This window comes from Miltoncostaea oceani (assembly GCF_018141545.1).
Lineage (GTDB): Bacteria > Actinomycetota > Thermoleophilia > Miltoncostaeales > Miltoncostaeaceae > Miltoncostaea > Miltoncostaea oceani.
Genome location: NZ_CP064356.1, coordinates 2280118 through 2304554 on the forward strand (window position 1 = coordinate 2280118; position 24437 = coordinate 2304554).

The following is a 24437-nucleotide window of genomic DNA, read 5'->3' on the forward strand; positions in this document are numbered from 1 at the left end:
TCAGGGCCCCGCGGGCGGCACGTAGCGGTAGCCGAAGCCCCGGAGGGTCTCGATCGGCGAGCCGCCGTGCGGCGCGGGCCCGAGGCTCGCCCGCAGCCAGGCGATGCCGATCACGACCTGCCCCGTCGAGACGGCGGAGTCGTGGCCCCAGCCGGCGCAGGCGAGGTCGGGTACCGACACGAGGCGCCCGGCGCGGCGGACGAGCTCGCCGAGCAGCCGGGCCTCGACGGACGACAGCTCGACGGGGGTGCCGTCCACGCGGACGCGGCGCCCCGTCCGGTCGACCTCGAGCCAGTCGTCGGAGTAGCCCGCGCTGGTGGCGGACAGGTCGCCGCGGCGCACGAGCACGTCGAGCCGTGCGACGAGCTCGCGGCCGCCGAAGGGCTTGATGAGGTAGTCGTCGGCGCCGCCGCGCAGCCCGCGGGCGCGCTCGAGCTCGGCGGACCGGCCGGTCAGCATCAGCACCGGGACGTCCGACAGCTCGCGGATGCGCTCCAGGGTCGTCCAGCCGTCGACGACCGGCATCGACACGTCGAGGACGATCGCGTCCGGAACGTCGACCCTCAGCCGGTCGAGCGCGACCCCGCCGTCACCGGCCTCGTCGACCTCGTAGCCGGACCGCTCCAGGAGGCGCCGCACGACCCGGCGCACGGGCGCCTGGTCGTCCACGACGAGTACCCGAGCGGCCATGCGCCTTCATACCATGGGGCGTTAACCGCCGTGAACCCGGTACGGGCCTAGACCGCGGCGGGCCCCAGGACGCGGCGGGCGATGCGCTCGACCCCGCCGACGAGCGGCACGCGCACCTCCGGCGGGCGGGTCGCGAGGCGGTGGGCCAGCAGGCTCTGCGCCGGCTTCGAGCGGAGCACGTGCCACGTGAGCGTGGGTGTGCGCTCCAGCGCCGCGCGGGCGACCCACGCCGTCGCGGCGTGGCCGGCGAGCGACATCTGCAGGCGGCGCCCGTAGGGCTCCATCCCCTCCGCGCGGCCGGCGAGCACGTCGAGCGCCGCCTGGCTCACGAGCTCGGAGCTGAGGAACGCCTCGAACATGCCGTCGCCCGAGAGCGGGTCGATCAGGCCGGCGGCGTCCCCGACGACCGCGGCGCGGCCGCGCGCGACACCCGTCCAGGCCCGGCGGAGGGGCATGCGGTGGCCGCGGACGGCGGTCAGCTCCTCCGGCGCGACGGCGTGCATGCGGCACAGCGCGTCGAGGTGGCCCCGCAGGTTCGGGCCCTCGGCCTCCCACCCGCCGACGCCCAGGTTGATGTGGTCGCCCTTCGGGAAGACCCAGCCGTAGCCGCCGGGGACCGTCGCCATCTCGAGCGTCACCCGCGAGCGGTGCCAGGCCTCGCGCTCCGGCGTCATGGGGGCGTTGCCCTCGAGCGCGACGCCGAACAGCCGGTCCGCGCCGAGGCGGAGCGCCTTCGCGCTGATCCCGTTCGCCCCGTCCGCGCCGATCACGACGCCGGCGTGGATGCGCTCGCCGCCGTCGAGGGAGACGACGGCGCCCGTCGCCGACGTCGTGACGTCGCGGACCCGGACGCCGTCGCGGAAGTCCGCCCCGGCGGCGGCGGCGCTCTCGGCGAGCAGGGCGTCGAGGCGGCGGCGCTGGGTCATCAGGGCGATCGGGCTGTCGAAGTGCTGCCGCGTGGTGCGGCCGAAGCGCAGCCGCATGTCGAGGCGGTCGACGACGTCCTCGACGACCGGCGAGACGTCCACCGGCAGGAGGGTCGTGGCACGCATCGTGAGGCCGCCGCCGCACGGCTTGTCGCGGGGGAACCGCTGCCGGTCGAGGAGCACCACCCGGGCGCCGGCCCGCGCGAGCCGCAGCGCGGTCGTCGAGCCACCGGGGCCCGCGCCCACCACCGCCACGTCAACGTTCCCGGTCACGCCTCTCCCCCCGCACCGACGACGCGCCCATCATGACGACCCGGGGGCCGGTGGTGGGTGACACCCGGCCCTCAGTCGCCGAGGACGCGCACGACGACCACGGCGACGTCGTCGCGGAGCCGTCCCCGCGCGAAGTCGGCCGCCGTCCGCAGCAGGTGCGCCGCGGCCGCCTCGGCGCCCATGCCCGCGCAGGCCGACGCCGCGTCGCTGAGGCGCTCCTCGCCGAGCAGGGCGGTGCCCTGGCGCGCCTCGGTCAGGCCGTCGGTGAACACCACGATCGAGTCGCCGGGTGCGATGCGCACGGTGACGTCCGTGAGGGGCGGGTCGTCGAAGACGCCGAGCACCGTCCCGGGCCCGCCGACCTCCTCGACGGCCCCCGACGCCCGCACCAGCAGGGGGAACGGGTGGCCGGCGCGGCAGGTGGTGACGGTCATCCCCTCCGCGTCGCGCCCGAAGGCGAGCAGCGCCGCCGTGAGGAAGAGCGTGCCGAACCCCTGCTGGCGCATCGCCTCGTTGAGGCGTCCGAGCGCCGCGGCGGGGCCGGCGTCGCCGTCGGCGACCGCGCGGACCGTGTACCGGGCCAGCGCCGTCAGGGCGACGGCCTCGGGCCCCTTCCCGCAGGCGTCGCCCATCATCACGGTGAGGCGTCCGCCGGAGTCCTCGAACACGTCGTAGAAGTCGCCCCCGACCTCCTGGCCGGCCTCGGCGGTGACGTACCGGGCGGCCATCTCGACGCCGGCCACCTCCGGCAGGGCCCGGGGCAGGAGGCTCTGCTGCAGGACGTGGGCGATCTCCTGCTGCTCCCGGTGCAGGCGCACCCGCTCCAGCGCCTGGGCGACCTGGTCGGCGAGGGTCAGCAGGAACGTCCGCTCCGCGGCGGTGAACTCCCGGGGCGTGTCGAAGCGGAGGGCGAGCACGCCCCGCCCGCCCCGCCCGGCCCGCAGGGGCAGGAGCGCCCACCCGACGCCGGGGACGTCGGTGGTGATCTCGGCGACGCCCGGCAGCCGGGCGATCGCGGAGGAGGGCTGGAACTGCGGCTCCCCGGTCCGGGCGACGTTCGCGAGCGGCTGGTCGTCGTCGAGGGGCACCCGGCGGTCGAGGTCGGCGGTCTCCCCGCCGAGGCTGCGCCGCTCCAGGAACTGCCCGCCCGGGCCCGGGCGGGCCAGCACCACCTCGTCGATGCCGGCGACGTGGGACGCGTCCCCCGCGAGCGCGCCGAGGACGGCCTCCTCGTCGAGCGCCGGGGCGAGGGCGGCGGTGACCCGCTGCAGCGCGTCGGCGCGGACGGCGGCGAGGGCGGTGACGTCGCGTTCGTTGTCGAGGTCGCCGAGCAGCCCCGCGACGCGGCGGCGCGCGACGACGCTGACCCGCAGCGCCGCGACGATCGCGAGTGCGCCGAGGGCGAGCAGGACGACGGTGAGGGCGTTCGTGAGGCGGTCCTGCTCGCGGCGGGCGTCGTCGACGAACGCGTCGGTGTCGGCCAGCATGCGGTCGGCGACGTCCCGGAACCGGGCGAAGCGCACCTCGCCGCCGAGCACCTGGCGGCGAGCCAGCCCGCGCTCGGTCGCCTCGGCGCCCCGGCCACGGGCGATCTGGAGCGCGTAGTAGCGCTCCAGCTCCGCGATCCGCGGCTCCGCCTCGGTGAGGAGGTCCGCGAGGATGGGGTGTCCGTCGAGGCGCGTCCGGATCGACCGGACGTCCTCGGCGGCGGCCACGCGCGCCTGCTCGTACCCCGCGAGCACGCTCTCGCGACCCGTCAGCAGGTAACCGCGCACCGAGGCCTGCTGGGCGTACATGTGGCGGACGAGGTCCTGGACGTCCGACTTGAGGGGGATCGCGTCCCGGACGTACTCGTCGGTGGCGCTGTCGTGGATCGCGCGCGACACCCCGATCCCCACCCCCAGCATCAGCAGGAGCAGGCCGATCAGGACGCCGAGGGTGACGGTCAGGGACCGGCGGGCCTCGCGCAGGCGCAGGGGGGAGCGGGTGCCCCCGGGGGGAGGGGCGCCCGCCCCCGGGGTGGCGGGTGTCTGACCGGGCGGGGTCACGCCGGCCACGGTACGGGGGGCGCGGGCGGGATGGGCGGCGTCCTCAGGCGGGCACCGCGGTCACGGACGATGTCGTCGATGTGGCGGGGGCGCCCCAGGACAGGGCGGCGGGGGCGATGCCGCACACGGGCGCGAGGAGGCGCGCGGGACGCCGGACCGCGGGGGTCCGGGACTGATGGGACACGATCACGACGTCCTCCGACGGGCTCCGCGGGCACGGTCCCCCGCGCGGTGCCGCGGGGGTGCACTCTCATACCATCCCGGGGTGCCCGCCGGTACGGCCGCGCGTCCCGTGACCGCCGGGACGCGGGATCCGCGGGATCGGGACGCGCGGGCCCTACCCGGCGATCAGCGTCCGGAGGTCGGCGGTGAGATCGCCGACGGGGACGACGATCCCGGCGGCGTACGAGGCGACCTGGCGTCCGTCGCGGCCGACCAGCACCACGCGGGCGGAGTGGATGGAGGCGTCCTCGCCCTCCGGCTGGGCGGTGATCAGCCAGTCCCTCCAGAGGGGTGCGAGCTCGGCCCGGGTCCCGGTGATGTAGCTCATGCGGCCGCGGAGGCGGAAGCGGTCGAGGAACTCACCGACGGAGGGGGCGGTGTCGCCCTCGGGGTCGACGCTGATGGCGACGACGTCGAGGTCGTCGGCGGCGGGGCCGAGGGCGTCGAGCGAGGAGGCGATGGTGGCGGCGATCGTCGGGCAGACGTCGGGGCAGTTGGCGAACAGGAACGTCACGAGCGCCGGGCGGCCGGAGGTGGGGACGGACACGGGCCGGCCGTCGAACCCGGTCCCCGTCGTCGCGGGCGCGGGCCGGGAGGGGGTGATCTCGGGGGCGATGAACCGGCTGTCGTCACCCCCGCGCGACGCCACGCCGAGGAGCACGAGGGAGAGGGCCGCGACGGCCGCGGCCACCGAGGCGATCAACGCGAGCAGACGCAGGTTGGGCGGACGCGAGGTGGGCAGCGGGATCCCGGGGACGGTGGGCGGACCGGCCCTCCGACCCTAGCGCCCCTCCCCTGCCGTGGCCGGGCCGTTGCGCCCCGCGGCGGGGGACCGGCCGACCCCGGCGGGCGGGCACGACGCGTCGGGCGCGCCCTCGCAGCACCCCTCGCAGATGCGCCCGCACGCCGAGCAGACCGCCTTGGCGCGGATGTCGATCAGCGCGCCTCCGCAGAGTGGGCAGACGTCCATGGGACCAGTCTGGCGGCCGCCCCGGATGCACCCCCACCGCGACGCGGTCCCGGCTCCGGCACCGCCGGCGGTCCCGGCGGAACCCGCAACCGGGCGGGGGCCGTGCGAGGGCCTAGGGTGGCGCGATCGGACATACCCCGTCCATCCGGGCGGCCCTCGCCATCGCGCTGACGGCCGTCGCGGTCGCCGGGGTCGCCCCGCCGGAGCCCGCCGGGGCGTCCGAGCCGATCGCGGCGCTCGTCGAGCGCGCCCGCACCGACCCGTCGGCGGTCGCCGCGACGATCCGGGCCCTGGAGGCGCGGACCGAGAGCCGCGCCGTCCAGCTGGGCCTGGCCCGCGAGCGGGGGCGTGCCCTGCCGGGCGTCCCGGAGGAGATGGCGTACCGGGTCCGGGCGCTCGCCGACGTCGCGGCGTTCCTGGCGGCCCGGCGCGAGGCCGTGCGGACCCGCGTCGCGGACGCGACGGGTTCCCGCCCGGGGGGCGCCACGACCCACGGGGCCGCGGTGCGTCACGTGGCGCGCCTCGGCCTCGGCCGCCTCCCCGCCCGGCCGGCGGCGCGCACGAACGGGCAGCGGCGGCGGTGGCGTGACATCTCGCGGTGGCTCGCGTCACGGCGCGAGGTGCCCCGCGACGTCGAACGGCCGTTGAGCCGCCCGGCGGAGGGGCCGCTGGAGTCGCCGTTCGGGCCCCGCTGGGGGCGCGCCCACGAGGGGGTCGACATCGGGGGCGGGGCGACGAGCGGCGCGCCGGTGCGGGCCGCGGCGGACGGCGTGGTCGTCTCCGCCGGGGCGCACGGCGGGTACGGGCTCATCGTGGTGCTGCGCCACGCCGACGGCCTGCGCACCGCGTACGCGCACCTCTCGGCGACCGGGGTCGCACCCGGCCGGCCCGTCGCGCGCGGCGCGGTGGTGGGGCGCATGGGCGAGACGGGGAACGCGCACGGCGTCCACCTGCACTTCGAGGTGCGGCGGGGTGGTCGCGCCGTGGACCCCCTCCCCTACCTCCTGCCGCGGGACCGCCCCCGGCCGCGCTGACCCCGGGGGGTCAGCGGTTCGCGGAGTGGTGGAGCCGGAGGTGCGTGTGCGGCACAGCGATGCCCATGCCGTGGAGGGTGACCAGGCACCCGCGGTCCCCGACGACCTCGACGGTGGCGATGTCCCCGGGCTCGCAGGTGATGACGCTCTCGGGGCGGATCGCGACGCGGCGCAGCAGCTCGACCTCGTCCCCGGGGTGGAGGTGGGAGGTGGTCGGTCGCTGCGGGGCGTCGCTCATGGCCGATCCTCCCCGGTCGGCCCGGTCACCAACCGTGACGGGGCGCACGCATGTTCGCGGGGACCCTCCCCCGCCCCGGTCAGGGGGTGGCGGACCCCGGGTGGAGCATCCCGATGACCTCGTCGAGCAGGCGCCCGTTCTGGCCGTCCGGGCCGACCTGCCGCAGCAGCGCGTACATGTGGCTGACGGGTGCGCTCCCGCCGAGGCGTGCCTCCAGGGCCGAGCGCAGCGGCTGCCAGATCCGGTGGAGGAACGCCTCCTCGAGGGCGTCGCGGCCGACGACGTCCCGGAGGATCTTCACGAACGCCATGTTGCCCTCGTAGATGAACCGCCCCGCCTCGGGGCCGAACGCCTCGCGCGCGAGGAGCTCGGTGAGCCCCTCGTCGACGTAGCGCCCGAGCAGGGCCGGCACCCCGGAGGCGTCGCCGATCATGTGGAGCGACTCGTGGATGACGGTGAGCGTCGTCGCGCGGGGCGGGAGGTGGAGGACGCCCATCGCATGGAGGGCGTCCCCGGCGGCCTGGTCCGCGGCGGCGGGGATGTAGAAGCCGAAGGTGTTCTCGGGCATCCCGGCGGAGATGCGCACCTGGTCGAACGCGGCCTGGCTCTGGTGGACGACGATGTTGTCCGCGGGCGGGCCCGGGCGCTTGAACGCCCGCACGAAGAGGGTCTGGATCTCCTCCTGCGTCCAGTGGTGGCCGGCGACCGCGCCGCGGCCGACGGCGCCGCGGGCGACGACCTCGGGCAGGAGCGCGGCGCGCTCGATGAGGCGGTCCGCCTCGGCGGCGGGGAGGGCCTTGTGCGCGGCGACGGAGAACGCCCCGAGGTCCCCGTCGGCGACGAGGGCGCGCGCGGGGGCCCGCAGCGCGATGATGGCCTTGCCGACGGCGGCGCCGTCGAGCGCCATGCCGAGGACGCCGACGACGATCGGGAGGATGGCGGGCTCGTTGACGGAGATGTCGGCGATGGTCGGGTCGAGGGCGACGTTCTCGGCGGCCGACTCCACCATGTAGTCCTCGACGGCCTCGGACACCTGGTAGGCGCCGACGCCGAGGGCGACGCCCCCGGCGACGAGGGCGAGGCCGCCGCTGGCGACGGCGGCGATGACGCCGGCGGTGATCTGGAGGGCGGTGAGGGCGGTGCTGAGGATCCCGTCGTCGGCCTTCGCCGCGGCGATGTGGGCGTCGATGGCGCCGACGAGGGGCGAGTCGTCGGCGACACCGAGGTCGAGGCGGGTGAGGTCGACGATGCCGCGGAGGTTCCAGATCTCGAGGTCGCCGTCGCGGATGTTCTCCTGCGTGGCGAGGATGTCGCGGCGGAGGGACTGGACCTTGCCGAGGACGTGGTCGGTGAGCTGCTCGTCGGTGGCGTTCGCGATGACGGCGGGGTCGGCCTGGAAGAGGATGGGGTGCCGCAGGCCGAGGCGCGCCCGGCCGGCGGCCTCCGCCTCGATGGCGATGGGCAGGCCCATGCGGCCCCCGGGGTCGGGGTCGCCCTTCTGGGCGGCGTCGTATTCGTCCTCCATCCGCATGAGGCGGCCCGCCTTGACCTGCGCCTCCTCCCGCTTCGCCTGGAGGGCGAGGAGCTCCCACGCGGCGTCGCGGAGGGACTGCACGTCGAGCGGGTCGGACGGCCCCGCCATGTAGTCGGGGGTCCCCCCGAACGTCGCCCCGCCGTACATGCCGCCGGGGTTCGCGGCGACGCCGTACCGGGCGCCCTCCTCCTCGGCGATGCGGAGGTTGTCGTCGAGCTGGCGCAGGGCGATGAGCTTCGCCCGCTCCACGAACATCCGGGGGAACGTCTCCCCGACGAGCGTCGCGAGCTCGGTCTCGCCCCCCACCCCGGCGCGCTGGACGTGCGCGTCGATCCTCGCCTGGATCTCGGGCAGCTCGGCACGGTACGCCTCGGCGGTCTGGTGGAGCGAGTGGAGCTGGTAGGCGACGGACTCGTCGGGCTGCCCCGCGGGCGGCGAGATCGACGTGACCATGGACGGGTAGTTCTCGAGCCACCCGCGGCGGTTGTCGCGCCGTTCGATGAGCTCGAGGATCGGCGCGCCGGGGATCGCGGTGCGGAGTGTGGCGGCGTCCTTCTCCGCGAGGGGCGGGACCTTGCTGAGCGTCGCCCGGACCGCGAGGAGCTTCGCCGCGGTGTCGGCGGGCATCGGGGGCGGCGTGTCGGCGAGGACGAGCGGCCGGTCGTCCTCGTTGACCGTCAGCAGGCCGGGGGGCTCGGCGAGCGGGTGGGGCGGCGGGGCGAGCGGGTGGCGCCCGCCGCCCCCGGGCGCGGGCTGGCGCATGAGCCGCGCCGTCGCGGCGTTCCCGATCGCCATCTGCACCGCGACGACGGGGTGCACGGCCGCCGGCGGGCGGGGCCCGCCGGGGTCGGCCTCGGAGGACTGCTCGGCCCTCCCGACGCTCCGGCGCGGCGGCTCCCCTCCCATGTCACCGAGTCTATGCCCGCCGCCTGATCGCGAGGTAGGCGCCGTGCGTGCCGATCGAGGTGCCGGAGCCGCTTCACGAGGCGGTACACCGGCACGATCAGCCGCCGCGGATGCGGTGCGTCGACGGCGTCCCAGCGGGACCCGTCGGCCCGGGCCCCGTGGACGAGGACGATCGTGGGCGATCGGCGTGTGCGTGGCGGCGTGGTGGACATCGCGCCACCGCGGGTCACGTGCGGGCGCCGGGGGGCCGCCATGCGGCCCCTCGGCGGCCGTCGTCACCGCCGTTCGCGGTCGCGGCCCGGCCCGCCCGTCAGGAGGTCACGACCCGGGCCGCCGACGAGCCGGTCGGCGCCGGCGCCTCCGGTCAGCCGGTCGCGTCCGCGGCCTCCGATGAGGTGGTCGCGCCCGCTCTCGCCGCGGAGCACGTCGGCGCCGGCGCCGCCCGTGACGACGTCGTCTCCCCCGCTCGCGCAGACGAGGTCGTCGCCGCCGAGCGCCGCGATGCGATCGGCGCCTCCGAGCGCGACGATCACGTCGGCCCGGGAGGTGCCGCGCAGGCGGTCCGCGGCGGCGGTGCCGACGATGGTCGCCGGCCTGCCGAGGCAGGCAGGAGGGGAGCCGGCCGGACCGCCGGCGCCAGCGCCGCCGCCGGCTGCGCCGCCCCCGCCGGAGCCCGCGACCGGCGGGTCGCCCTGGAGGCGCACGACCACCATGTCCTCACTGCCGCCGGCCCGGGTCTCGCCGGCGAGGACGATGCGGCCGTCGGGCTGCACCGCCATCGCGAAGGCGATGTCGTCGGGTCCGCCGAGGTCGACGCGGACGGTTCCGCCGTCGCCGAACGTGGCGTCGAGTCCGCCGTTGGGCTGCAGTCGGACCACCGCGACGTCGCCGTCGGTCGTCCCGGCGAGCAGGATCTTGCCGTCGGCCTGCAGCGCCATCGCCTGGGCGGCCTCGTTCGACGTCGCGCGGAACCCGATGAGCGCCTTCCCGTTGCCGGCGCCGAAGGACGTGTCGGGGTCGCCGTCGGGTGTGACACGCGCGACGGCGATGTCGACGGTGCCCCGCGCGTTGCTGTTCCCGGCGGCCAGGATGCGGCCGTCCGGCTGTACGGCGACGGCGGCGGCGCCGTCGAACGACTCCACGCCGAAGCGCGGGATCGCGCGACCGGTTCCGCCGAAGGACGGGTCGAACGTGCCCTCCGGGGACCGCAGGCGGGCCAGGACCATGCGGGGGCCGTCGTCGGACTCGGAGGCCCCGGCGACCACGATGCGGCCGTCGGGCTGCAGGGCGACGGCCTGGGCGTGGTCGCCGGTCGCGGGGCCGACTCCGCCGATCGCCCGGCCCGTGCCCCCACCGAACGTCGCGTCGAACCCGCCGTCGGGGTTGCCGAGGCGGGCGACCGCGATGTCGGCGGTCCCGCCGGCGTCGGTGCCGCCGGCGACGACGATCCTCCCGTCCGGCTGCAGCGCGATCGCGCTCGCCGTCTCGTGCGAGGTGGCAGTGAACCCGCCGAGCGACCTCCCCGTGCCGCCGCCGTAGGTGGGATCGAACGTCCCGTCGGGGGTCCGGAGTCGCGCGACCGCGATGTCGACGGTGCCGCCGGCGTTGCTGTGGCCGGCGAGCACGACCGCGCCGTCGGGCTGCAGGACGACCGCGTTGGCCACGTCCGACGAACCCGGCGCGAAACCCCCGAGCGAGGTGCCGGTGCCCCCGCCGAACGAGCGGTCGAGGACCCCGGTCCCGAGCAGGCGCGCCACCGCGAAGTCGTTCGATCCGTTCGCGTTGCTGTAGCCGGCGACGACGATGCGCCCGTCGGGTTGCAGCGCGAGCGCACGGGCCCGGTCGAGCGAGCCGGGACCGAAGCCGACCAGGACCGAGCCGGTGCCCGGCGGGCGTGCGCGGGGCTGCACGCGCCGAGGATGACGTACGGCTCGCGGTCCACGCCGAGCTTCGCCTTCATGGTCGCCTGGACGTCGATCTCGCTGAGCACGCCGAAGCCCTCCGCGGCGAGGGCGGCGCGGGTGCGGTCCAGGACCTCGTCGAAGGTGCCGGGTGCCTCCACCCGGTCGCTGTAGACGGTGTCGGTGGGCGTCACGGATCCTCCCCCCATCATCGGGCGTCGAGCGGCGGGGGCGGGTCGCCGGCGGCGACCATCACCCGGTTCCAGGCGTTGATGCCGGCGATCACCACGATCAGCTGGCCGCGCTCCGCCGGGTCGAAGTGGTCCTCGACCGCCGAGGCCACGACCTCGGGCAGCGGCACCGCCTCCATGCGCGTGAGGGACTCCGTCAGGGCGAGGGCGGCCCGCTCGCGGGCGCTGAAGAAGGGGGACTCGCGCCACACGGCGAGCGCGTGCAGGCGCCGCGGGTCCTCGCCGGCCTCGAGCGCCAGCCGCACGTGGAGGTCCACGCAGTAGGCGCACCCGTTGAGCTGCGAGGCGCGCACCTTCATCAGCTCGGCGAGGCCGTGGTCGAGGGTGCTCGCCCGGGTGAGGGCGGCGAGCGCGCGGTAGGCGTCGGGCGCCTCGCGGCGGAGGTCCACCGCCAGGCCGTGGGTCTCGGTGTCGATCATGCGGCTGCTCTCCGGTGGCGTCGTCCGTGGGGATCCGATGCCACGTAACTCTACTCCACAACTCTAAAGTTGTCGAGTCGTGAAGGAGGGTCGTGGGCGCTCCTGACAGGACCCCTCGTGCGGCTGAGGCTCACCCCTTCCTTCGTTCCGGTCGCCCCATAGGTCGCTCCGGAACGACCAGGCGCCCGCTGACCCGCCTGGATCAGCATCCACCTGGCGAGCGACTCCCGCTCTTCCTCACTCAGCCAATGACGGACGACGTGCTCCAGTCGCTCGATCTCGGGCCGATCACCTGCGAGCGCCTGACTACGACCGAGGCGGTGGGCGATCCAGACCACGAGCCGCCCGACCTCCGTGTCCGTCAGATAGAGCCGTGCAAGGCAGATGACTTCTGCAAGAGGGTCGGCCATGGGTCGAGCAGGATAGAACACACGTTCGGTCGTCCCTAACCAGCGGCGGCTGCGATCGCATCGACGACGAGGTGGCCGTCCGGCCGGCCCTCGCACGCCAGGACGATGCCCGTGACGACGGCGCTCGGATCGATCGCCCGGATGCGCTCATCCTCGCGACCGCCGACCTCGATGATCGCGTCGGCGATGCGGCGGCGACCCGCCGCGTCCGCGTCGCGGAGGCGGCCACACGTCGCGGTCTCCGCGATGCGCTCGTCCCCGTCGTGGGCCTGGATCAGTGGCCCGCCGCCGGGAACACCCCCGCTCTCCAGTCCGATGGCATCGACCACGGGACCGACGACCGGGATGCGGTCCGCAAGCGTCCGTCCCTCCGAATCCGCGATCTGGGTCGTCACGAAAACGGCCGCCAATACGACGACGATGGCGACTGCGGAGGCGATTCCTCGAAGTCGGTCCATCCCGCGACGCTAGTGCGGGGGGCGGACGGGAACGCCTATGCCGAACGGCTTCGGCGCAGTCCCAGAGCACCAAGGCCAAGGACGACGATCGCCACAACCTCAGCTCTCGGAACGCTCACGGAAGAGGCGCGGCTGAAGATGAACTCCGTCGAGCCGCTCGAGTGCTGCACCTTGCAGGGGTAACCGGAGTCCCTCGCCGTGCCCGCGAAGTTGCGGCACGTCGGGACGGCGAACGCCGCCAAGAGCACCAGCGCACCGAGGACGACCGCGGCCAACGACACGAGACGGAGCGGAGACACGCTCGCGACCCTACGACGCCGGGCGGACCCCGGAGGAGTTCACGATCAGCTCTCGCGCCGCGGCAAACCGAGCAGATTGGGACGACGAGCCGCCGAGGTCTCGCTCAGCGGCACGCAGCACCGACAAGATCGTCTTCGTCCAGAGCTCGGCCCTGACCTCAGCGAACGGCTTCTCCTGAGCCTGCCGGCTGGCCAGATACGCCAGCACATCCGCCTCGAGGAACCGCCGGTCGCCCCTCGCCGTCCTCGAACAGCGCAGGAAACCAGCGTCAGCGTAGGCGCGCACCGAGTTGGAGGACACCCCTAGGAGGGCAGCCGCCTCGCGAGTCGTCAGGTGCCTCATGCCGTTCCTAGGCCGCCGGTTGTGCGCCCCAGCCTGGTTCCATCTCTCCGGCTCGGCGGTAGTCCATCGACCCGGTCGGGGCCTTCCACCGGACCCAGAAGTCGCAGCGCCCGACGTAGTCGCGGGCTAGTAGGACGAAGAGTTCCTCCCGGTTAGCGCAGACGTACTCCAGACCATCGTCCGGGACGATGACGAACTGGCCCGGATCGAGCGCGTCGTCGATCCACGCCCCCTGGAACCGCGGCTCATGGGTGCCACTAGCCACCGCCATCGGCGTCCTCCTCTCTCCTCGTATTGCAGGGCACGGTAGTGCGAGGGCCGGATGGACCCAATCTCGGTCCGCGGATGCGCCGCGCAGGGCACCCAACTCGAACACCCGCCCCGGCCTTCCTCGGGAGCCCACCCCCTACTCCCCCCTCCCCCCGCCCACGTCCCGCCTCGGATGGGCGGCCGCGGGGGCATCCCGCGGGGACTGGCCGGCTCCCGCACCGTCTCCCGCACCGTCCTGGTGGTGCGGGGATGCTCCCGCACCGTCATCAGATGCACCTCGGCCCCGGCGACGAGGGCGGCCGATCGGCCGGCATCCCCGTCGTGGAAAGCGTTCTGGCGACGCGCCCGGCAGGATTCGAACCTGCGACCAACGGCTTAGAAGGCCGTCGCTCTATCCAGCTGAGCTACGGGCGCCCGGGGCGGGACGGTAGCGCGACCGGGGCGCGGAGGTGCCCCGGAACGGCCGCGGCCCCCGCCTCGGTGTGAGACGGGGGCCGCGGGACGCGCTCTCAGCGGGTGGTGCTAGCTGAGGTACTTGCTCGCGTCGATCCCGTGCTCCTCCATGAGCTTGGTGAACGTCTCGCGCATCTCCTCGGGGTAGTCCGGCAGGCCACCCTGCGCGAGGACCTCCTCGGCGCGCTTCTTGATGTTCGGGCCGAAGTCCCAGTCGTCGTCGTTGATCAGACGGCGGACTTCCTTCTCCGGCCACGACACCACGCCCGGCTCGCGGGAGAACTTGGAGGCGAGGGCCTCGATCTCGTCCATGCGGCCGTCCACCGGCGACTGCTCCTGGATCATGCCCTTGGCCTTGAGGGCCTCCTTGAGGTCCTCGTCCATGTGGTACGGCGTGCCGTGGGCGTCCTTGTGGAACAGCTTCTCGAACTTGAGGCGGGGCCGCTGGCCGCCGGCCTTGAAGTCCTCGAGGGGGTAGCCGACGGCGTGGCCCCAGGTCAGCTTGTAGTGCGGCGGCAGGCCGAAGGCCTTCTCGATCCCGCCCGGCTTGCGGCCGAAGGCGATGAGGATCGAGCCGATGTCGAGCGACGTCGCCGTCAGGATCGACTGGCAGACGGCGAGACCGGTCTCGAAGCGGAGCAGGTTCTCGGTGCGCTCCGTCGGGAAGCTCATGAGACGCGGGACGGTCTGCGTCATCGTGAACTCGTAGTTCCAGCCGTGGTACTTGGTGAGCGCGCCGGAGAGGGCGAGGGTCGAGAGACCGTCGTTGGCGCGGCCGTACCAGGCGTTCAGGTTCGTCAGCCAGAAGATCAGGTGCGAGCTCTGGTTGATGATCTGGACGTTGAAGCCGGAGACGCACTCCTCGATCTCGTCCCAGAGATCACAGGTCTCACGGTCGACGACGATCGCCTCGGTGGCGTTGATGTTCCCCTGGCAGGAGGCGAGCCGCCCGGCCTGGAGCATCGTCTGGATCTTCCAGTCCTCGACCTTCTTGTCCGGGTCGTAGTACCGGATGCTCCGACGGTCCCCGACCGTCTGAAGAAAACTCTTGTCGGGGATATCGGCTGCGGATACGGACATGGGCCCCCCTGGGGTTTGGTTCGGTGTGTGACGGACGGCGGGTTGCACACGGGACCCGCCAGGCACGGGGAATCTACACCGGCGGCAACGCTCGTGGCGACCGTTGCGAACGTCCCGGGCCCGACCGTCCCACTCCGTGAGGACGGTCGCCCGACGAGGCGCGCGACGACTCGGTAGGCTCCCGCGCCATGCCAAAACTTCTCTTCGCCACCGTTCCCACCGATGAGGTCCTCGGCAAGGAGGGGAAGGTCCGCTTCCCCGGCACCGAGGCCGCCATCGCCAAACTCACCGACGCCGGTTGGGATGTCGAGGTCATCGACCCGACGTGGCCCAAGCCGCTCGAGGCCGCCAAGTCCGGCGAGTACGACGCCATCCTGGTCTCGACCTGGAAGGCCGCACCGCGCTCGCGCGATGCCGCGTCGATGCTCGCCCGGATGCAGGACCTCCCGGTCTACACCGTCGGCGTGATGCAGAAGGACGACGCCTTCCGCACCATGGCGCCGGACGTCGGGGTCCTGAAGGGCGTCGGGGAGCTGCCGCTCCCGTCGTGACCCCGTCCGCCGGCGGCGTCAGTCGTCGGTGAGATGGGCGATGGTCGCGCCGTCCCCGCCCTGATCGGGCGGGGCGGGCTCGGCCCGCGCCACCAGGGGGTGCCTCCGGAGCTCCTCGCGCACGACGGTGCGCAGGGCCCCGGTGCCGTGCCCGTGTATCACCCGCACCGACGGCAACCCCGCCATCGCCGCGGCGTCCATCCGGTCGCGCACCTCGCCGCGCGCCTCCTCGACCCGCTGCCCGCGGACGTCGACCTCCAGGGTCGCCGCCGGGGCGGAGACCGACGCCACCGGCGGCGGCGGCTCCGTGAACTCCGCCCGCCGCGCCGCCGCCCGGTCGCGCACCAGCCGCCCCAGCGGGATGCGCATCCGGGCCGAGCCGCCCTGCACCTCCGCGCGGTCCCCGTCGATCGCGAGGATGCGGCCCCGGAACCCCATCACGGGGTCGTGGACGTGGTCGCCGACGCCCGGAGGGGGCCCCTCCGTCACCGGCTCGGGGGCCGGCTCCCGCAGGGCCTCGCGGGCCCGTGACGCGGCACGCGACGCGGCGTCGAGGCCGCGGTCGCGCTCCCGCGCCCGCGGCGAGGCGGGCGCCGCCGCCTCCGACGCCCGGCGCGCCTCCGCCCTCCGGGCGTCGGAGATCGCGCGCCGCAGACCGCTGAGCTCGCGGGTCAGGCCCGTCAGCTCCGCCTCCGCGCGGGCCCGTGCCGCGGCGCGCTCGGCCTCCGCCCCCTCGCGCACCTTCGCGATGCGCACCTCCAGCTCCCTCTCGCGGACCCGCGCGTCGCGCTCCGCGCGTTCGGCGCGGCGCGCGCCTCGCGGGCGGCGGACAGCTCCTCGTCGGCGGCGGCCCGCGCGGCGCCCGCCTCGGCCAGCAGCGCCTCGAGCGCCCGCCGCTCCGGCGGACCCGCCCGCCGCGCCGCCTCCACGACCTCCGGGTCGAGCCCGAGCCCCTCCGCGATGCCGAGGGCGTGGGAGGCGCCCGGCTCGCCGATGTTCAGGGAGTAGAGGGGCCGGAGGGTCCGCAGGTCGACGCCCACGGCGGCGTTCGCGGCGCGCGGTGCGTCGCTCGCCCACGCCTTCATCTCGGGGTGGTGGGTCGTCGCCAGCACCAGGGCGCCCTGCTCCACCAGGCGCTCCACCACCGACTGGGCGAGGCGCGACCCCTCGTCGGGGTCGGTCCCCGCCGCGGGCTCGTCGAGCAGCACCAGCGACCGGGGGCCCGCCGCCGCCATGATCACCACGAGGCGCCGCACGTGCGCGGAGAAGGTCGACAGGCTCTCCGCGATCGACTGGTCGTCGCCGATGTCGGCGAGCACCCGGTCGAACACCGGCAGCCGGGCGCTCCGCGCCGGCACCCGCAACCCGCACTGGTGCAGCATCGCGAGCAGGCCGAGCGTCTTCAGCGCGACGGTCTTGCCGCCGGTGTTCGGGCCCGACACCACCAGGGCCCGCACCCCCTCCAGCGGCAGGTCGATCGCCACGGCGGTCGCCGGGTCGAGGAGCGGGTGGCGGGCGGCCCGCAGGTCGACCTCGGCGGCCGGCTCGACGGGACAACCGTCCCAGGCGCGCGACAGGGCGGCGCACGCGAGCGCCAGGTCGAGGTCCGCCAGCGCCTCCGTCAGGCCGTCGAGGGCGACGTGCTCCTCGGCGACCGCCCGGGAGAGCATCCGCAGGATGCGCTCCTCCTCCTCCGCCTCCCGCGCGACCAGCTCGCGGGTGAGGTTGTTCGCCTCGACCAGGGCGATCGGCTCGACGAAGATCGTCTCCCCCGAGCCGGAGCTGTCGTGCACGATCCCCGGCACCGCCGACCGCGACGACGCCTTCACCGCGAGCACGGGACGGCCGCCCCGCAGCGTGGTGAACGACTCCTGCAGGTGGCTGCGGAGCCGCACCGCGAGGTCGCGCAGCAGGTCGGAGGCCGCACGGCGGGCGCCGACGAGGCGGCGGCGCACCGACCCGAGCTCGGCCGACGCCGAGTCGAGGAGCCCGCCGCGGGGGTCGATCGCCCGGGCGAGCGCCGACTCGATGCGCATCGCAGCCGCCAGGTCGGGCAGCTCCATCACCTCCGCGAGCCCCGGCGCGTGCTCGCGGTGCTCCCCCACCGCCTCGCGCAGCTCGCGCCAGACGCCCACCGTGACCAGCACCTCCAAGAGGTCGGCGGCGTCGAGCGGCACGTCGCGGACGGCCTGGGCGACCGCCGGGCGGATGTCGAAGGCCCCGCCCGGCCCGGCGACGCCGAGGTCCCGCAGCCGCACCGCCTCCTCGGTGGTCGCGCACCGCGCCGCGACCTCGTGGGGGTCGGCGGACGGCGTCAGCGCCAGCGCGAGGTCGCGGCCGCCGGCGAAGGCGGTCATGCCCGCCAGGCGCTCGCGTACGGCGGGCAGCTCCAGCAGGTCGGCGCTGCGCGGGTCCATCACCCGGATGTTAGGGCTCGGGGCTCGGCTCCTGGGGCGCCAGCGCCGGCGGCACCCCGCCCTGGCGCGCCGCCCACCACTCCTGGATCAGGACCTGGGCGATGCCCGCCGCCGGGATCGCCATGAGGGCGCCGACGACGCCGATCAGCGTCGCGCCGACGAGCACCGCCAGGATGATCCAGAGCGGGTTCAGCTGCACCGTGAAGCGGTGGATCATCGGCTGGAAGAGGTTGTTCTCGATCTGCTGGTAGACGATCAGGAAGACGATCGCCGCCACCCCGATCGGCCACCCCTGGAAGAACGCCACCGCGATGTACGGGATGCCCCCGATCGTCGCGCCGACCAACGGCACGAGCGACGCGAAACCCGCCCAGAACGCCAGCAGCAGCGCGAACGGCACGTCGATGATCGTCAGGAAGATCCACACGGCGACGCCGCCGGTCATCGCGACCAGGAAGACCCCGACGACGTACCCCGAGATGACGCGGTAGACGCGCTCGCTGACCCGCTGGAGCCGCACCCGCTTCTCCCCGTGCTGCTGGGCCAGCACCCAGTCGTGCGCGCGGGGGCCGTAGAGGCTGAGCAGGAACGCGATCACCGCGATGCTGATCAGGGCGACGAGGCCGTTGATCACCCGCGTCGCCAGCTCGACCGCGGTGTCCGGCCCCGCGACCCCGCCGAGGGCCGAGGTCGCCTCCTCCTCGATCCGGTCGAGGACGTCGTACTCCTCGTCGAGCTGCTGCACGAGCTCCGACTCGGAGAGCTGCTCGACGTAGGTCGGCACCTCCTCCGTCAGCTGCTGCCCCGCGTCGATCAACGGGGGGACGAACAGCAGCGCCGCCCCCGCGATCACGCCGGCGACGGCGAGGTAGACGATGAAGATCGCGGCGGCCCGCCGCATCCGCAGGCGCACCTGCAGCAGGCTGACCAGCGGGTTCATCGCGACCGCGAGGAAGCCGCCGATCACCACCCAGGTGATGACGCCGCGCGACAGCCACAGCAGGTAGAGGCCAGCCAGGACCGCGAAGAGGACGCCGACCATGCGCAGCAGCGCACGTGTCGAGAGGCCGTCGGATCTCACCCGGGGGTCCTTCGCCCCCCGTGCCGCGAGTCCTGGGCCGCCCGGGATATGGTCACCGCCACGACCGCGCGACCGGGGGGCGACCGATGGGCACGCTGGACCGCGGCGTCTACGACGCCGAGCTGGAGCGCATGCAGCTCGAGCTGGTCGACCTGCAGGAGGCCGTCAAGGAGGAGGGCCTGCGCGTCGCGGTCATCTTCGAGGGGCGCGACACCGCGGGGAAGGGCGGCACGATCTCCCGCATCACGAAGCACCTCAACCCGCGCTCCTACGAGATCGTCGCCCTCGGCGTGCCGAGCGAGCGCGAGTCCGGCCAGTGGTACTTCCAGCGGTACGTCGCGCACCTGCCGACCCGCGGGATGATGACCCTGTTCGACCGGTCCTGGTACAACCGCGCCGGCGTCGAGCGTGTCATGGGGTTCTGCACGGAGGAGCAGGCCGAGGCGTTCCTGCGCGCCGCCCCCGATCTCGAGCGGATGCTCGTCGCGGACGGCCTGATCCTCGTCAAGTACTGGCTGGAGGTCGGCCCCGAGGAGCAGGAGGAGCGGTTCCGGGAGCGGGCGACCGACCCCGCGAAGCGGTGGAAGCTCAGCCCCATCGACGCCGAGGCGCGGAAGCGCTACGACGACTACACGGCCGCCCGCGACGAGATGCTGCTGCGCACCGACACGCCCGAGTGCCCGTGGTACGTGGTGGACGCCGACGACCAGAGGCGCGCCCGGCTCAACCTGATGCAGCACCTGCTCGACACGATCCCGCAGCGCCGCGTCGCGAGGCCGACGAAGCTGCCGAAGCTGAAGCGGACGGGCACCGCCGTCCCACCACCCGAGAGCGTCGCCCGGGTGCCGGAGCGCTGGTGACCGGCGGCGCGCCCCCTCAGGGGCCGGTGCGCCCCACGGCGTAGGATGCGTTGCCGGCGCACGGGCCGAGCGACAGCTCGACGCGGCCGGTGACCCGCCCCGCGGAGAGGCGCCCGCGGACGCGCTGCGCGGTGTCCCCGCCCGCGACGGACGCCTGCACGAACCGGCCGTCGGGGGCGATGCGCGCCCGGGCGATCCGGAGGGTGCCGATCTGGGTGGTGAACGTCCCGGCCGTGACGCCGGGGCAGAGCATCGGGACGAACGCGCGCACGTCGCGCACCCACCGCCCCGCGCCCGTGACCCGCAGGCGGACCGTGGCGCCCCGCACCCGGGTGGCGTAGCGGCCGTCGTCGGCGGGGCGCGTCGCGCGCCGGGCGCCGGCGGGCGCGACCACGAGGGTGCGGGCGGGGCCCGCGACGTCCTGGGCGCCGATCCGGGCGACCGCCCGCACCGCGACGCGGCCGCGGGGCAGCGTCACCACGGCCTCCCCCCTGCCGCCGAGGGCCGTCGCCGCGCCCGCGCGCACCCACCCGTGCGCCGGCGCGCCGCTCCACCGCGACGGCGGCGCCGTCGGGGACGCCGGCGAGCGAGAGCGTCAGCACCACCGGGAATCCCGCGTACGGCCGGGCGGCGCCGACCCGCGGGACGGCCGGGGAGCGCAGCGTCAACGCCTGCACGGGGCCCGTCTCGTACCCGGTGTCGCACCCGGTGCACAGCCGCCAGACCTGCCAGAAGTAGGAGCCCGGCGTCTCCTGGACGCGCGGCGGCGCGCCGCCCGCCCCGAGCGCCGCGACGCACCCGCCGGCGCCGTCGGACGACCCCGACACCCACGCGACGACGCCCTCCGGCGCCAGCCGCCCGTCGGGACCCGTCTGCGACGACGTCGACATGTCCACGCCGTAGTCGGCCGCGCCGCCGAAGACGGTGAAGCCGGTGCCGGCGGTGAAGACGCGGTAGACGGGGCAGGTGAACGCGACGGGGATCCCGTCGGGGTCGACCGGGACCGCGGCGCCCGGCGCGGGCGACGTCGGCGCGAACCCGGGGTCGCCGGGCAGGGCCGCCGCCGGGGCGGCCGCCACCGCCGCCAGCACGAGGGCGACGACGAGGCTCCCGAGGACGGCCCGGGGCACCTCAGTCCTCCCCGGACACCATGAGACCGAGGAGCAGGCCGAACAGCGCGTGCACCGCGGCCTCCTGCGCGAAGACACGCCGGTCGGTGAGCAGACGCGGCCAGCGACCGGAACGGCGGTCGGGGTGGATCCGGTCGAGGACGGCCATGCCGGGCCAGGTGGCGAGCGTCTCCGCGGCGGCCCACGCCAGCCCGGCACGGGGACCGCGGCCGCCGGCCAGGGCGAAGACGGCGCCGAACGCGGCGCCGTTCGCGGCGTGCACCGCGAGGCCGGCCGCGACCCAGTGGCGCTCCGAGGCCATCCGGCCGAGCAGGCGCACGTCGGTGTAGTCGGTGCCGAAGGCGCGGGCGGCGAGCGGCTCCACCGCCGCCCAGGCGGCGGCCGCCGCGGCCCCGGCCGCGGCGCCGCGCAGGGCGCGGTCGCGCGCGCTCATCGGACGGCCTCGGCCGTCGGGATCGAGGCGACGCGGCGCGCGGCGCGCACCCCGCTGTCGAACACCCGGTGGTGGTCGTCGCCGCCGAAGCGGGCCCCGGTGACGGTGTCCCCCGCGATGATCACGCGGCTGCCGGGCGGGTTGACGGCCTCCTCGTCGAGGCGCCCCTCGGGGACGGCGTACCGCCAGCGCTTCACCTGCGCCCACGCGGGGGCGGGCGCCCCCGGACCGAGGACGGCGGCGAGCGCGGGCAGGGCGAGCGCCAGGGCCTCCTCGTCGGACGCGTCGAGCAACCGGGCGGACGCGGCGGCGTCGAGCCGGGCCACCAGCGGGGCGACGCCGTCGGCGTCGGCGCGCCCCTTCGCCGTCTCGCGGCGCACGGAGGCGAGCGGGCCGCCCGCGACGGGGCCGATCACCGCGCCGGGCGCGAGCGCGACACCGGCGAGGACCATGACGGCGGGCGCGTAGGCGAGGGCCCGCAGGGCCGCGACCCGCTCGGGGGGCTCGGGGCTGCGCGCCAGCAGGTCGGCGGCCTGCGGCGCCGGGGCCGTGACGACGACGGCGCCCGCGACGCCGTGCGTGTTGCCCTGCTCGTCGCCGAGCTCGAGGCCGGCCCCGGCGGCGCGCAGGGCCGCGAGCCGCACGCCGAACCGCACGTCCAGCCCGGCCGCCAGGATCTTCGGCAGCCGCGTCGCCCCCGCCGCGTACGCGACCCCGTCCGGCAGGTCGACGCGGTCCTCCGCCGGGGTGGCCTCGATCAGCGCGCGCAGCGCCGACCCCGCCGGCGCGGCGATCACCGGGCTCCCGTGGTCGAGCACCGCCCCGCCGTCGGCGCGGCGGCTCGCCAGGCGACCGCCGAGGCCCCGGCTCTTCTCGAAGACGACGACCTCGTGGCCCGAGGCCACCAGCTCACGCGCGGCCGCGATCCCCGCGAGGCCCGCCCCCACCACCGCGACACGCATGCGCACGCTCCCGATCCCCCGCCACCGGACCCCGCCGAGGTTACCCTGGGTGGCATGCCCGACGCCGACGACCCCGCCCCCACGAGCACACGCGGACCCCTGATCCTGCTGACCGGGGCGAGCGGCTACGTCGGGGGGCGCCTGCTCACCCGGCTCGAGCGCTCCGGCCGGCGCCTGCGGTGCATGACCCGCCGTCCCGAGCAGCTCGCCGCGCGCACCGCGCCCACGACGGAGGTCGTCGCCGGCGACGTCGCCGACCCCGCCTCGCTGCGCGCCGCGCTCGAGGGCGTCGACATCGCCTACTACCTCATCCACTCGATGGCCGGGCACGCCGACTACCACCGGGCCGACCGGGAGGGCGCCGCCGCCTTCGGCGAGGCGGCCCGCGACGCGGGCGTGCGGCGGATCATCTACCTCGGGGGCCTCGGGCACGGCGACGACCTCTCCGGCCACCTGCGGAGCCGCCAGGAGGTCGGGCGGGTCCTGGCCGCGTCGGGCGTCCCGGTGATCGAGCTGCGCGCCTCCATCGTCGTGGGCTCCGGCAGCACGTCCTTCGAGATGATCCGCGCCCTCGTCGACCGCCTCCCCGTGATGATCACGCCGAAGTGGGTCGGCACCCGCACCCAGCCGATCGCGATCGAGGACGTCCTCTCCTACCTCACCGAGGCCGCCGACGTCGAGATGGACGGCGGGGCGGTCCTCGAGATCGGCGGGCCGGACGCCGTGTCCTACGGCGACCTGATGCGCGAGTACGCCCGCCAGCGCGGCCTGAAGCGGCTGATGATCCCCGTCCCCGTGCTGACCCCCCACCTGTCGAGCCTGTGGCTCGGCCTCGTGACGCCGGTCTACGCGCGCGTCGGACGGGAGCTGGTCGAGGGCCTCCGCAACGAGACCGTCGTCCGCGACCCCGCCGCCCGCCGGATCTTCCGGGTGCGCCCCCGCGGCGTGAAGGAGGCGGTCGCCCGCGCCCTCGTCAACGAGGACCGCGAGTTCGCGGCGACCCGCTGGTCGGACGCCCTCTCGTCGGGACCGGCCCCGTCGGACGGCGGACGGGCGTTCGGCGGCACCGCCGTGGGGTCGCGCCTCGTCGACTCGCGCGTCGCCCGCGTCCCCGTCCCGCCCGAGGTGGCGTTCGACCCGATCCAGCGCATCGGCGGCCAGCGCGGCTGGTACTACGGCAACGCCCTGTGGCGCCTGCGGGGCCTGCTCGACCTGCCCTTCGGCGGCGCGGGCACGCGCCGCGGCCGCCGCGACCCCCGCCACCTGCTGCCCGGCGACACCGTCGACTTCTGGCGGGTCGAGGCCATCGAGCCCGACCACCTGCTGCGGCTGAGCGCCGAGATGTGGGTCCCGGGACGGGCGTGGCTGCAGTTCGAGGTCGTCGAGGACCCGGGCGGGTCGATCATCCGCCAGACCGCGATCTTCGACCCGTCGGGACTGCTGGGGCGCCTCTACTGGTACGCGATCTGGCCGATCCACGGCTTCGTGTTCCGGGGGATGGTCCAGGGCATCGCGCGCGCCGCGACGGAGGCCCACCGCGCGGGGCGGCCGACGGGTACGGTGAGCGGATGACCGAATCCGACGCCGGCCTCGCGGACCAGCTGGTCCGCTGGATGGCCGAGAACCGACCCGGCCTCGACGCGCTGATGTCCCAGGAGGGATCCCGCGCCGTCCACGAGGAGTTCATGCTCGCGGAGGGCGGCACGCTGCCCGACCGCGCGACCCGCATCGAGCGCGCCCGCGGCGCGAGCGCGCGGGCCTGGATGCGCCACCTGGGCCGCGGGCTCACGGCCGTCTGGCCCGACGCCGAGCCCGAGCTCGCCGACAAGCTGGAGCGGTGGACCGGCGCCCACCGCGAGCGCCTCGAGGCGCTCGTGCTGGAGGAGCGGGCCATCGCGGAGCGGCGGGGGGCGTCCGGCGACCCCCTCGCCGACGACCGCGACGCCGAGCTCGCCGCCCACTGCCGCCTGTTCGCGGAGGGCCTCGCGACGCTGTCGGAGTCGCTCGCGGCCTCCCCCGAGTCGCCCCCGGACTTCTCGCGCCGGCTGGCGACGTGGGCGCGGTCGCAGGAGGGTCACCGCCGCGAGATCGAGGCCGAGGCGGTCGCGGCCTGGGGCGCGGCCCCCCACCCGGGCGCGGAGCAGCCGATGACGGCGGCCCCCGAGACCGACGAGGCCCGCGTCCGCGAGGCCGCGTCGGTCTGGGCGCACGTCCAGGTGCTGGCCGAGGCCCTGGAGCACACGCTGGCGACGCGCCCCGAGGCCTCGGCCTGAACCTG

25 protein-coding genes, 1 tRNA gene and 1 pseudogene are annotated in these 24437 nt (G+C 75.6%); 5 read left to right on the forward strand and 22 right to left on the reverse strand.

Annotated elements, in window-relative coordinates:
- The 5 genes from IU369_RS11680 to IU369_RS11700 form a co-directional block, all read right to left on the reverse strand.
- Nucleotides 1-690 carry a response regulator transcription factor gene (locus IU369_RS11680; protein ID WP_217921157.1) on the reverse strand — a complete coding sequence of 230 codons (690 nt, stop codon included), beginning with the start codon at nucleotides 688-690 and terminating at the stop codon, nucleotides 1-3.
- Nucleotides 691-737: 47 nt separating this feature from the next.
- Nucleotides 738-1889 (reverse strand): geranylgeranyl reductase family protein, encoded by a 1152-nt coding sequence (locus IU369_RS11685; protein WP_217921158.1) that lies wholly within the window; start codon nucleotides 1887-1889, stop codon nucleotides 738-740.
- A gap of 71 nt (nucleotides 1890-1960) precedes the next feature.
- Complete coding sequence (locus IU369_RS11690) at nucleotides 1961-3937, reverse strand: SpoIIE family protein phosphatase (RefSeq protein ID WP_217921159.1); 1977 nt, start codon at nucleotides 3935-3937, stop codon at nucleotides 1961-1963.
- Nucleotides 3938-4274: 337 nt separating this feature from the next.
- On the reverse strand, nucleotides 4275-4850 hold the full coding sequence (locus IU369_RS11695) for an SCO family protein (protein ID WP_217921160.1): 576 nt from the start codon (nucleotides 4848-4850) through the stop codon (nucleotides 4275-4277).
- A gap of 90 nt (nucleotides 4851-4940) precedes the next feature.
- Entirely contained in the window at nucleotides 4941-5129 is a 189-nt protein-coding gene (locus IU369_RS11700) for a hypothetical protein (RefSeq protein WP_217921161.1), read from the reverse strand.
- Between the two features lie 374 nt (nucleotides 5130-5503).
- Here IU369_RS11700 and IU369_RS11705 point away from each other — a divergent pair, with 374 nt between their 5' ends.
- The gene (locus IU369_RS11705) at nucleotides 5504-6163 is read left to right on the forward strand and encodes a M23 family metallopeptidase (protein ID WP_217921162.1); all 660 of its coding nucleotides are present in this window, start codon (nucleotides 5504-5506) and stop codon (nucleotides 6161-6163) included.
- A gap of 10 nt (nucleotides 6164-6173) precedes the next feature.
- On the opposite strand, the gene IU369_RS11710 is transcribed toward IU369_RS11705, so the two are convergent.
- The 11 genes and pseudogenes from IU369_RS11710 to IU369_RS11760 all read right to left on the reverse strand — a co-directional run bounded on the left by IU369_RS11710 (nucleotide 6174) and on the right by IU369_RS11760 (nucleotide 14725).
- Nucleotides 6174-6401: a hypothetical protein gene (locus IU369_RS11710; RefSeq protein ID WP_217921163.1), complete on the reverse strand. Its 228-nt coding sequence runs from the start codon at nucleotides 6399-6401 to the stop codon at nucleotides 6174-6176.
- Between the two features lie 79 nt (nucleotides 6402-6480).
- Nucleotides 6481-8841, reverse strand: coding sequence for a hypothetical protein (locus tag IU369_RS11715; RefSeq protein WP_217921164.1), 2361 nt, complete (start codon nucleotides 8839-8841; stop codon nucleotides 6481-6483).
- Nucleotides 8842-9116: 275 nt separating this feature from the next.
- Nucleotides 9117-10751: a hypothetical protein gene (locus IU369_RS11720; RefSeq protein ID WP_217921165.1), complete on the reverse strand. Its 1635-nt coding sequence runs from the start codon at nucleotides 10749-10751 to the stop codon at nucleotides 9117-9119.
- Nucleotides 10752-10768: 17 nt separating this feature from the next.
- Nucleotides 10769-10954: pseudogene (locus IU369_RS23840) on the reverse strand (DUF302 domain-containing protein); the annotation flags it as partial.
- A complete protein-coding gene (locus IU369_RS11730) occupies nucleotides 10951-11412 on the reverse strand; it encodes a carboxymuconolactone decarboxylase family protein (protein ID WP_217921166.1) in 462 nt (153 codons plus the stop codon). The pseudogene IU369_RS23840 and the gene IU369_RS11730, both read right to left, overlap by 4 nt.
- 50 nt (nucleotides 11413-11462) lie before the next feature.
- Nucleotides 11463-11822, reverse strand: a complete 360-nt coding sequence (locus IU369_RS11735) for a hypothetical protein (protein WP_217921167.1) — start codon at nucleotides 11820-11822, stop codon at nucleotides 11463-11465.
- 35 nt (nucleotides 11823-11857) lie between these two features.
- Nucleotides 11858-12280: a hypothetical protein gene (locus IU369_RS11740; protein ID WP_217921168.1), complete on the reverse strand. Its 423-nt coding sequence runs from the start codon at nucleotides 12278-12280 to the stop codon at nucleotides 11858-11860.
- A 309-nt stretch (nucleotides 12281-12589) separates the two neighbouring features.
- The gene (locus IU369_RS11745) at nucleotides 12590-12922 is read right to left on the reverse strand and encodes a helix-turn-helix domain-containing protein (RefSeq protein ID WP_217921169.1); all 333 of its coding nucleotides are present in this window, start codon (nucleotides 12920-12922) and stop codon (nucleotides 12590-12592) included.
- Nucleotides 12923-12929: 7 nt separating this feature from the next.
- A complete protein-coding gene (locus IU369_RS11750) occupies nucleotides 12930-13193 on the reverse strand; it encodes a hypothetical protein (protein ID WP_217921170.1) in 264 nt (87 codons plus the stop codon).
- 339 nt (nucleotides 13194-13532) lie between these two features.
- Nucleotides 13533-13606 (reverse strand) — tRNA-Arg (locus tag IU369_RS11755).
- 108 nt (nucleotides 13607-13714) lie between these two features.
- Entirely contained in the window at nucleotides 13715-14725 is a 1011-nt protein-coding gene (locus IU369_RS11760) for a nitroreductase family protein (protein WP_217921171.1), read from the reverse strand.
- A 188-nt stretch (nucleotides 14726-14913) separates the two neighbouring features.
- Here IU369_RS11760 and IU369_RS11765 point away from each other — a divergent pair, with 188 nt between their 5' ends.
- Nucleotides 14914-15276, forward strand: a complete 363-nt coding sequence (locus IU369_RS11765) for a hypothetical protein (protein ID WP_217921172.1) — start codon at nucleotides 14914-14916, stop codon at nucleotides 15274-15276.
- 18 nt (nucleotides 15277-15294) lie between these two features.
- Here the strand turns inward: IU369_RS11765 and IU369_RS11770 are convergent, their stop codons facing one another.
- From IU369_RS11770 to IU369_RS11780, 3 genes are read right to left on the reverse strand one after another with little or no spacing between them, the layout of a single operon-like run.
- Nucleotides 15295-16032 (reverse strand): Smr/MutS family protein, encoded by a 738-nt coding sequence (locus IU369_RS11770; RefSeq protein ID WP_217921173.1) that lies wholly within the window; start codon nucleotides 16030-16032, stop codon nucleotides 15295-15297.
- Nucleotides 15957-17693 carry an endonuclease MutS2 gene (locus IU369_RS11775; RefSeq protein ID WP_217921174.1) on the reverse strand — a complete coding sequence of 579 codons (1737 nt, stop codon included), beginning with the start codon at nucleotides 17691-17693 and terminating at the stop codon, nucleotides 15957-15959. The genes IU369_RS11770 and IU369_RS11775 overlap by 76 nt, the downstream gene beginning before the upstream one ends.
- 10 nt (nucleotides 17694-17703) lie before the next feature.
- On the reverse strand, nucleotides 17704-18774 hold the full coding sequence (locus IU369_RS11780) for an AI-2E family transporter (RefSeq protein WP_217921175.1): 1071 nt from the start codon (nucleotides 18772-18774) through the stop codon (nucleotides 17704-17706).
- Between the two features lie 86 nt (nucleotides 18775-18860).
- On the opposite strand from IU369_RS11780, the gene ppk2 reads away from it, so the two are divergent.
- Entirely contained in the window at nucleotides 18861-19634 is a 774-nt protein-coding gene (gene ppk2, locus IU369_RS11785; RefSeq protein ID WP_217921176.1) for a polyphosphate kinase 2, read from the forward strand.
- A gap of 16 nt (nucleotides 19635-19650) precedes the next feature.
- Here ppk2 and IU369_RS11790 read toward each other — a convergent pair whose 3' ends face one another.
- The 3 genes from IU369_RS11790 to IU369_RS11800 all read right to left on the reverse strand — a co-directional run bounded on the left by IU369_RS11790 (nucleotide 19651) and on the right by IU369_RS11800 (nucleotide 22159).
- A complete protein-coding gene (locus IU369_RS11790; RefSeq protein WP_217921177.1) occupies nucleotides 19651-20112 on the reverse strand; it encodes a hypothetical protein in 462 nt (153 codons plus the stop codon).
- A gap of 653 nt (nucleotides 20113-20765) precedes the next feature.
- Nucleotides 20766-21197 carry a hypothetical protein gene (locus IU369_RS11795; RefSeq protein ID WP_217921178.1) on the reverse strand — a complete coding sequence of 144 codons (432 nt, stop codon included), beginning with the start codon at nucleotides 21195-21197 and terminating at the stop codon, nucleotides 20766-20768.
- The gene (locus IU369_RS11800; RefSeq protein WP_281426243.1) at nucleotides 21194-22159 is read right to left on the reverse strand and encodes an FAD-dependent oxidoreductase; all 966 of its coding nucleotides are present in this window, start codon (nucleotides 22157-22159) and stop codon (nucleotides 21194-21196) included. The genes IU369_RS11795 and IU369_RS11800 overlap by 4 nt, the downstream gene beginning before the upstream one ends.
- Nucleotides 22160-22213: 54 nt before the next feature.
- On the opposite strand from IU369_RS11800, the gene IU369_RS11805 reads away from it, so the two are divergent.
- Both IU369_RS11805 and IU369_RS11810 read left to right on the forward strand, forming a co-directional pair.
- Nucleotides 22214-23731 carry an SDR family oxidoreductase gene (locus IU369_RS11805; RefSeq protein ID WP_217921180.1) on the forward strand — a complete coding sequence of 506 codons (1518 nt, stop codon included), beginning with the start codon at nucleotides 22214-22216 and terminating at the stop codon, nucleotides 23729-23731.
- Nucleotides 23728-24432, forward strand: coding sequence for a hypothetical protein (locus IU369_RS11810; protein WP_217921181.1), 705 nt, complete (start codon nucleotides 23728-23730; stop codon nucleotides 24430-24432). Before IU369_RS11805 ends, IU369_RS11810 begins: the two co-directional genes overlap by 4 nt.
- Nucleotides 24433-24437: the final 5 nt, after the last annotated feature.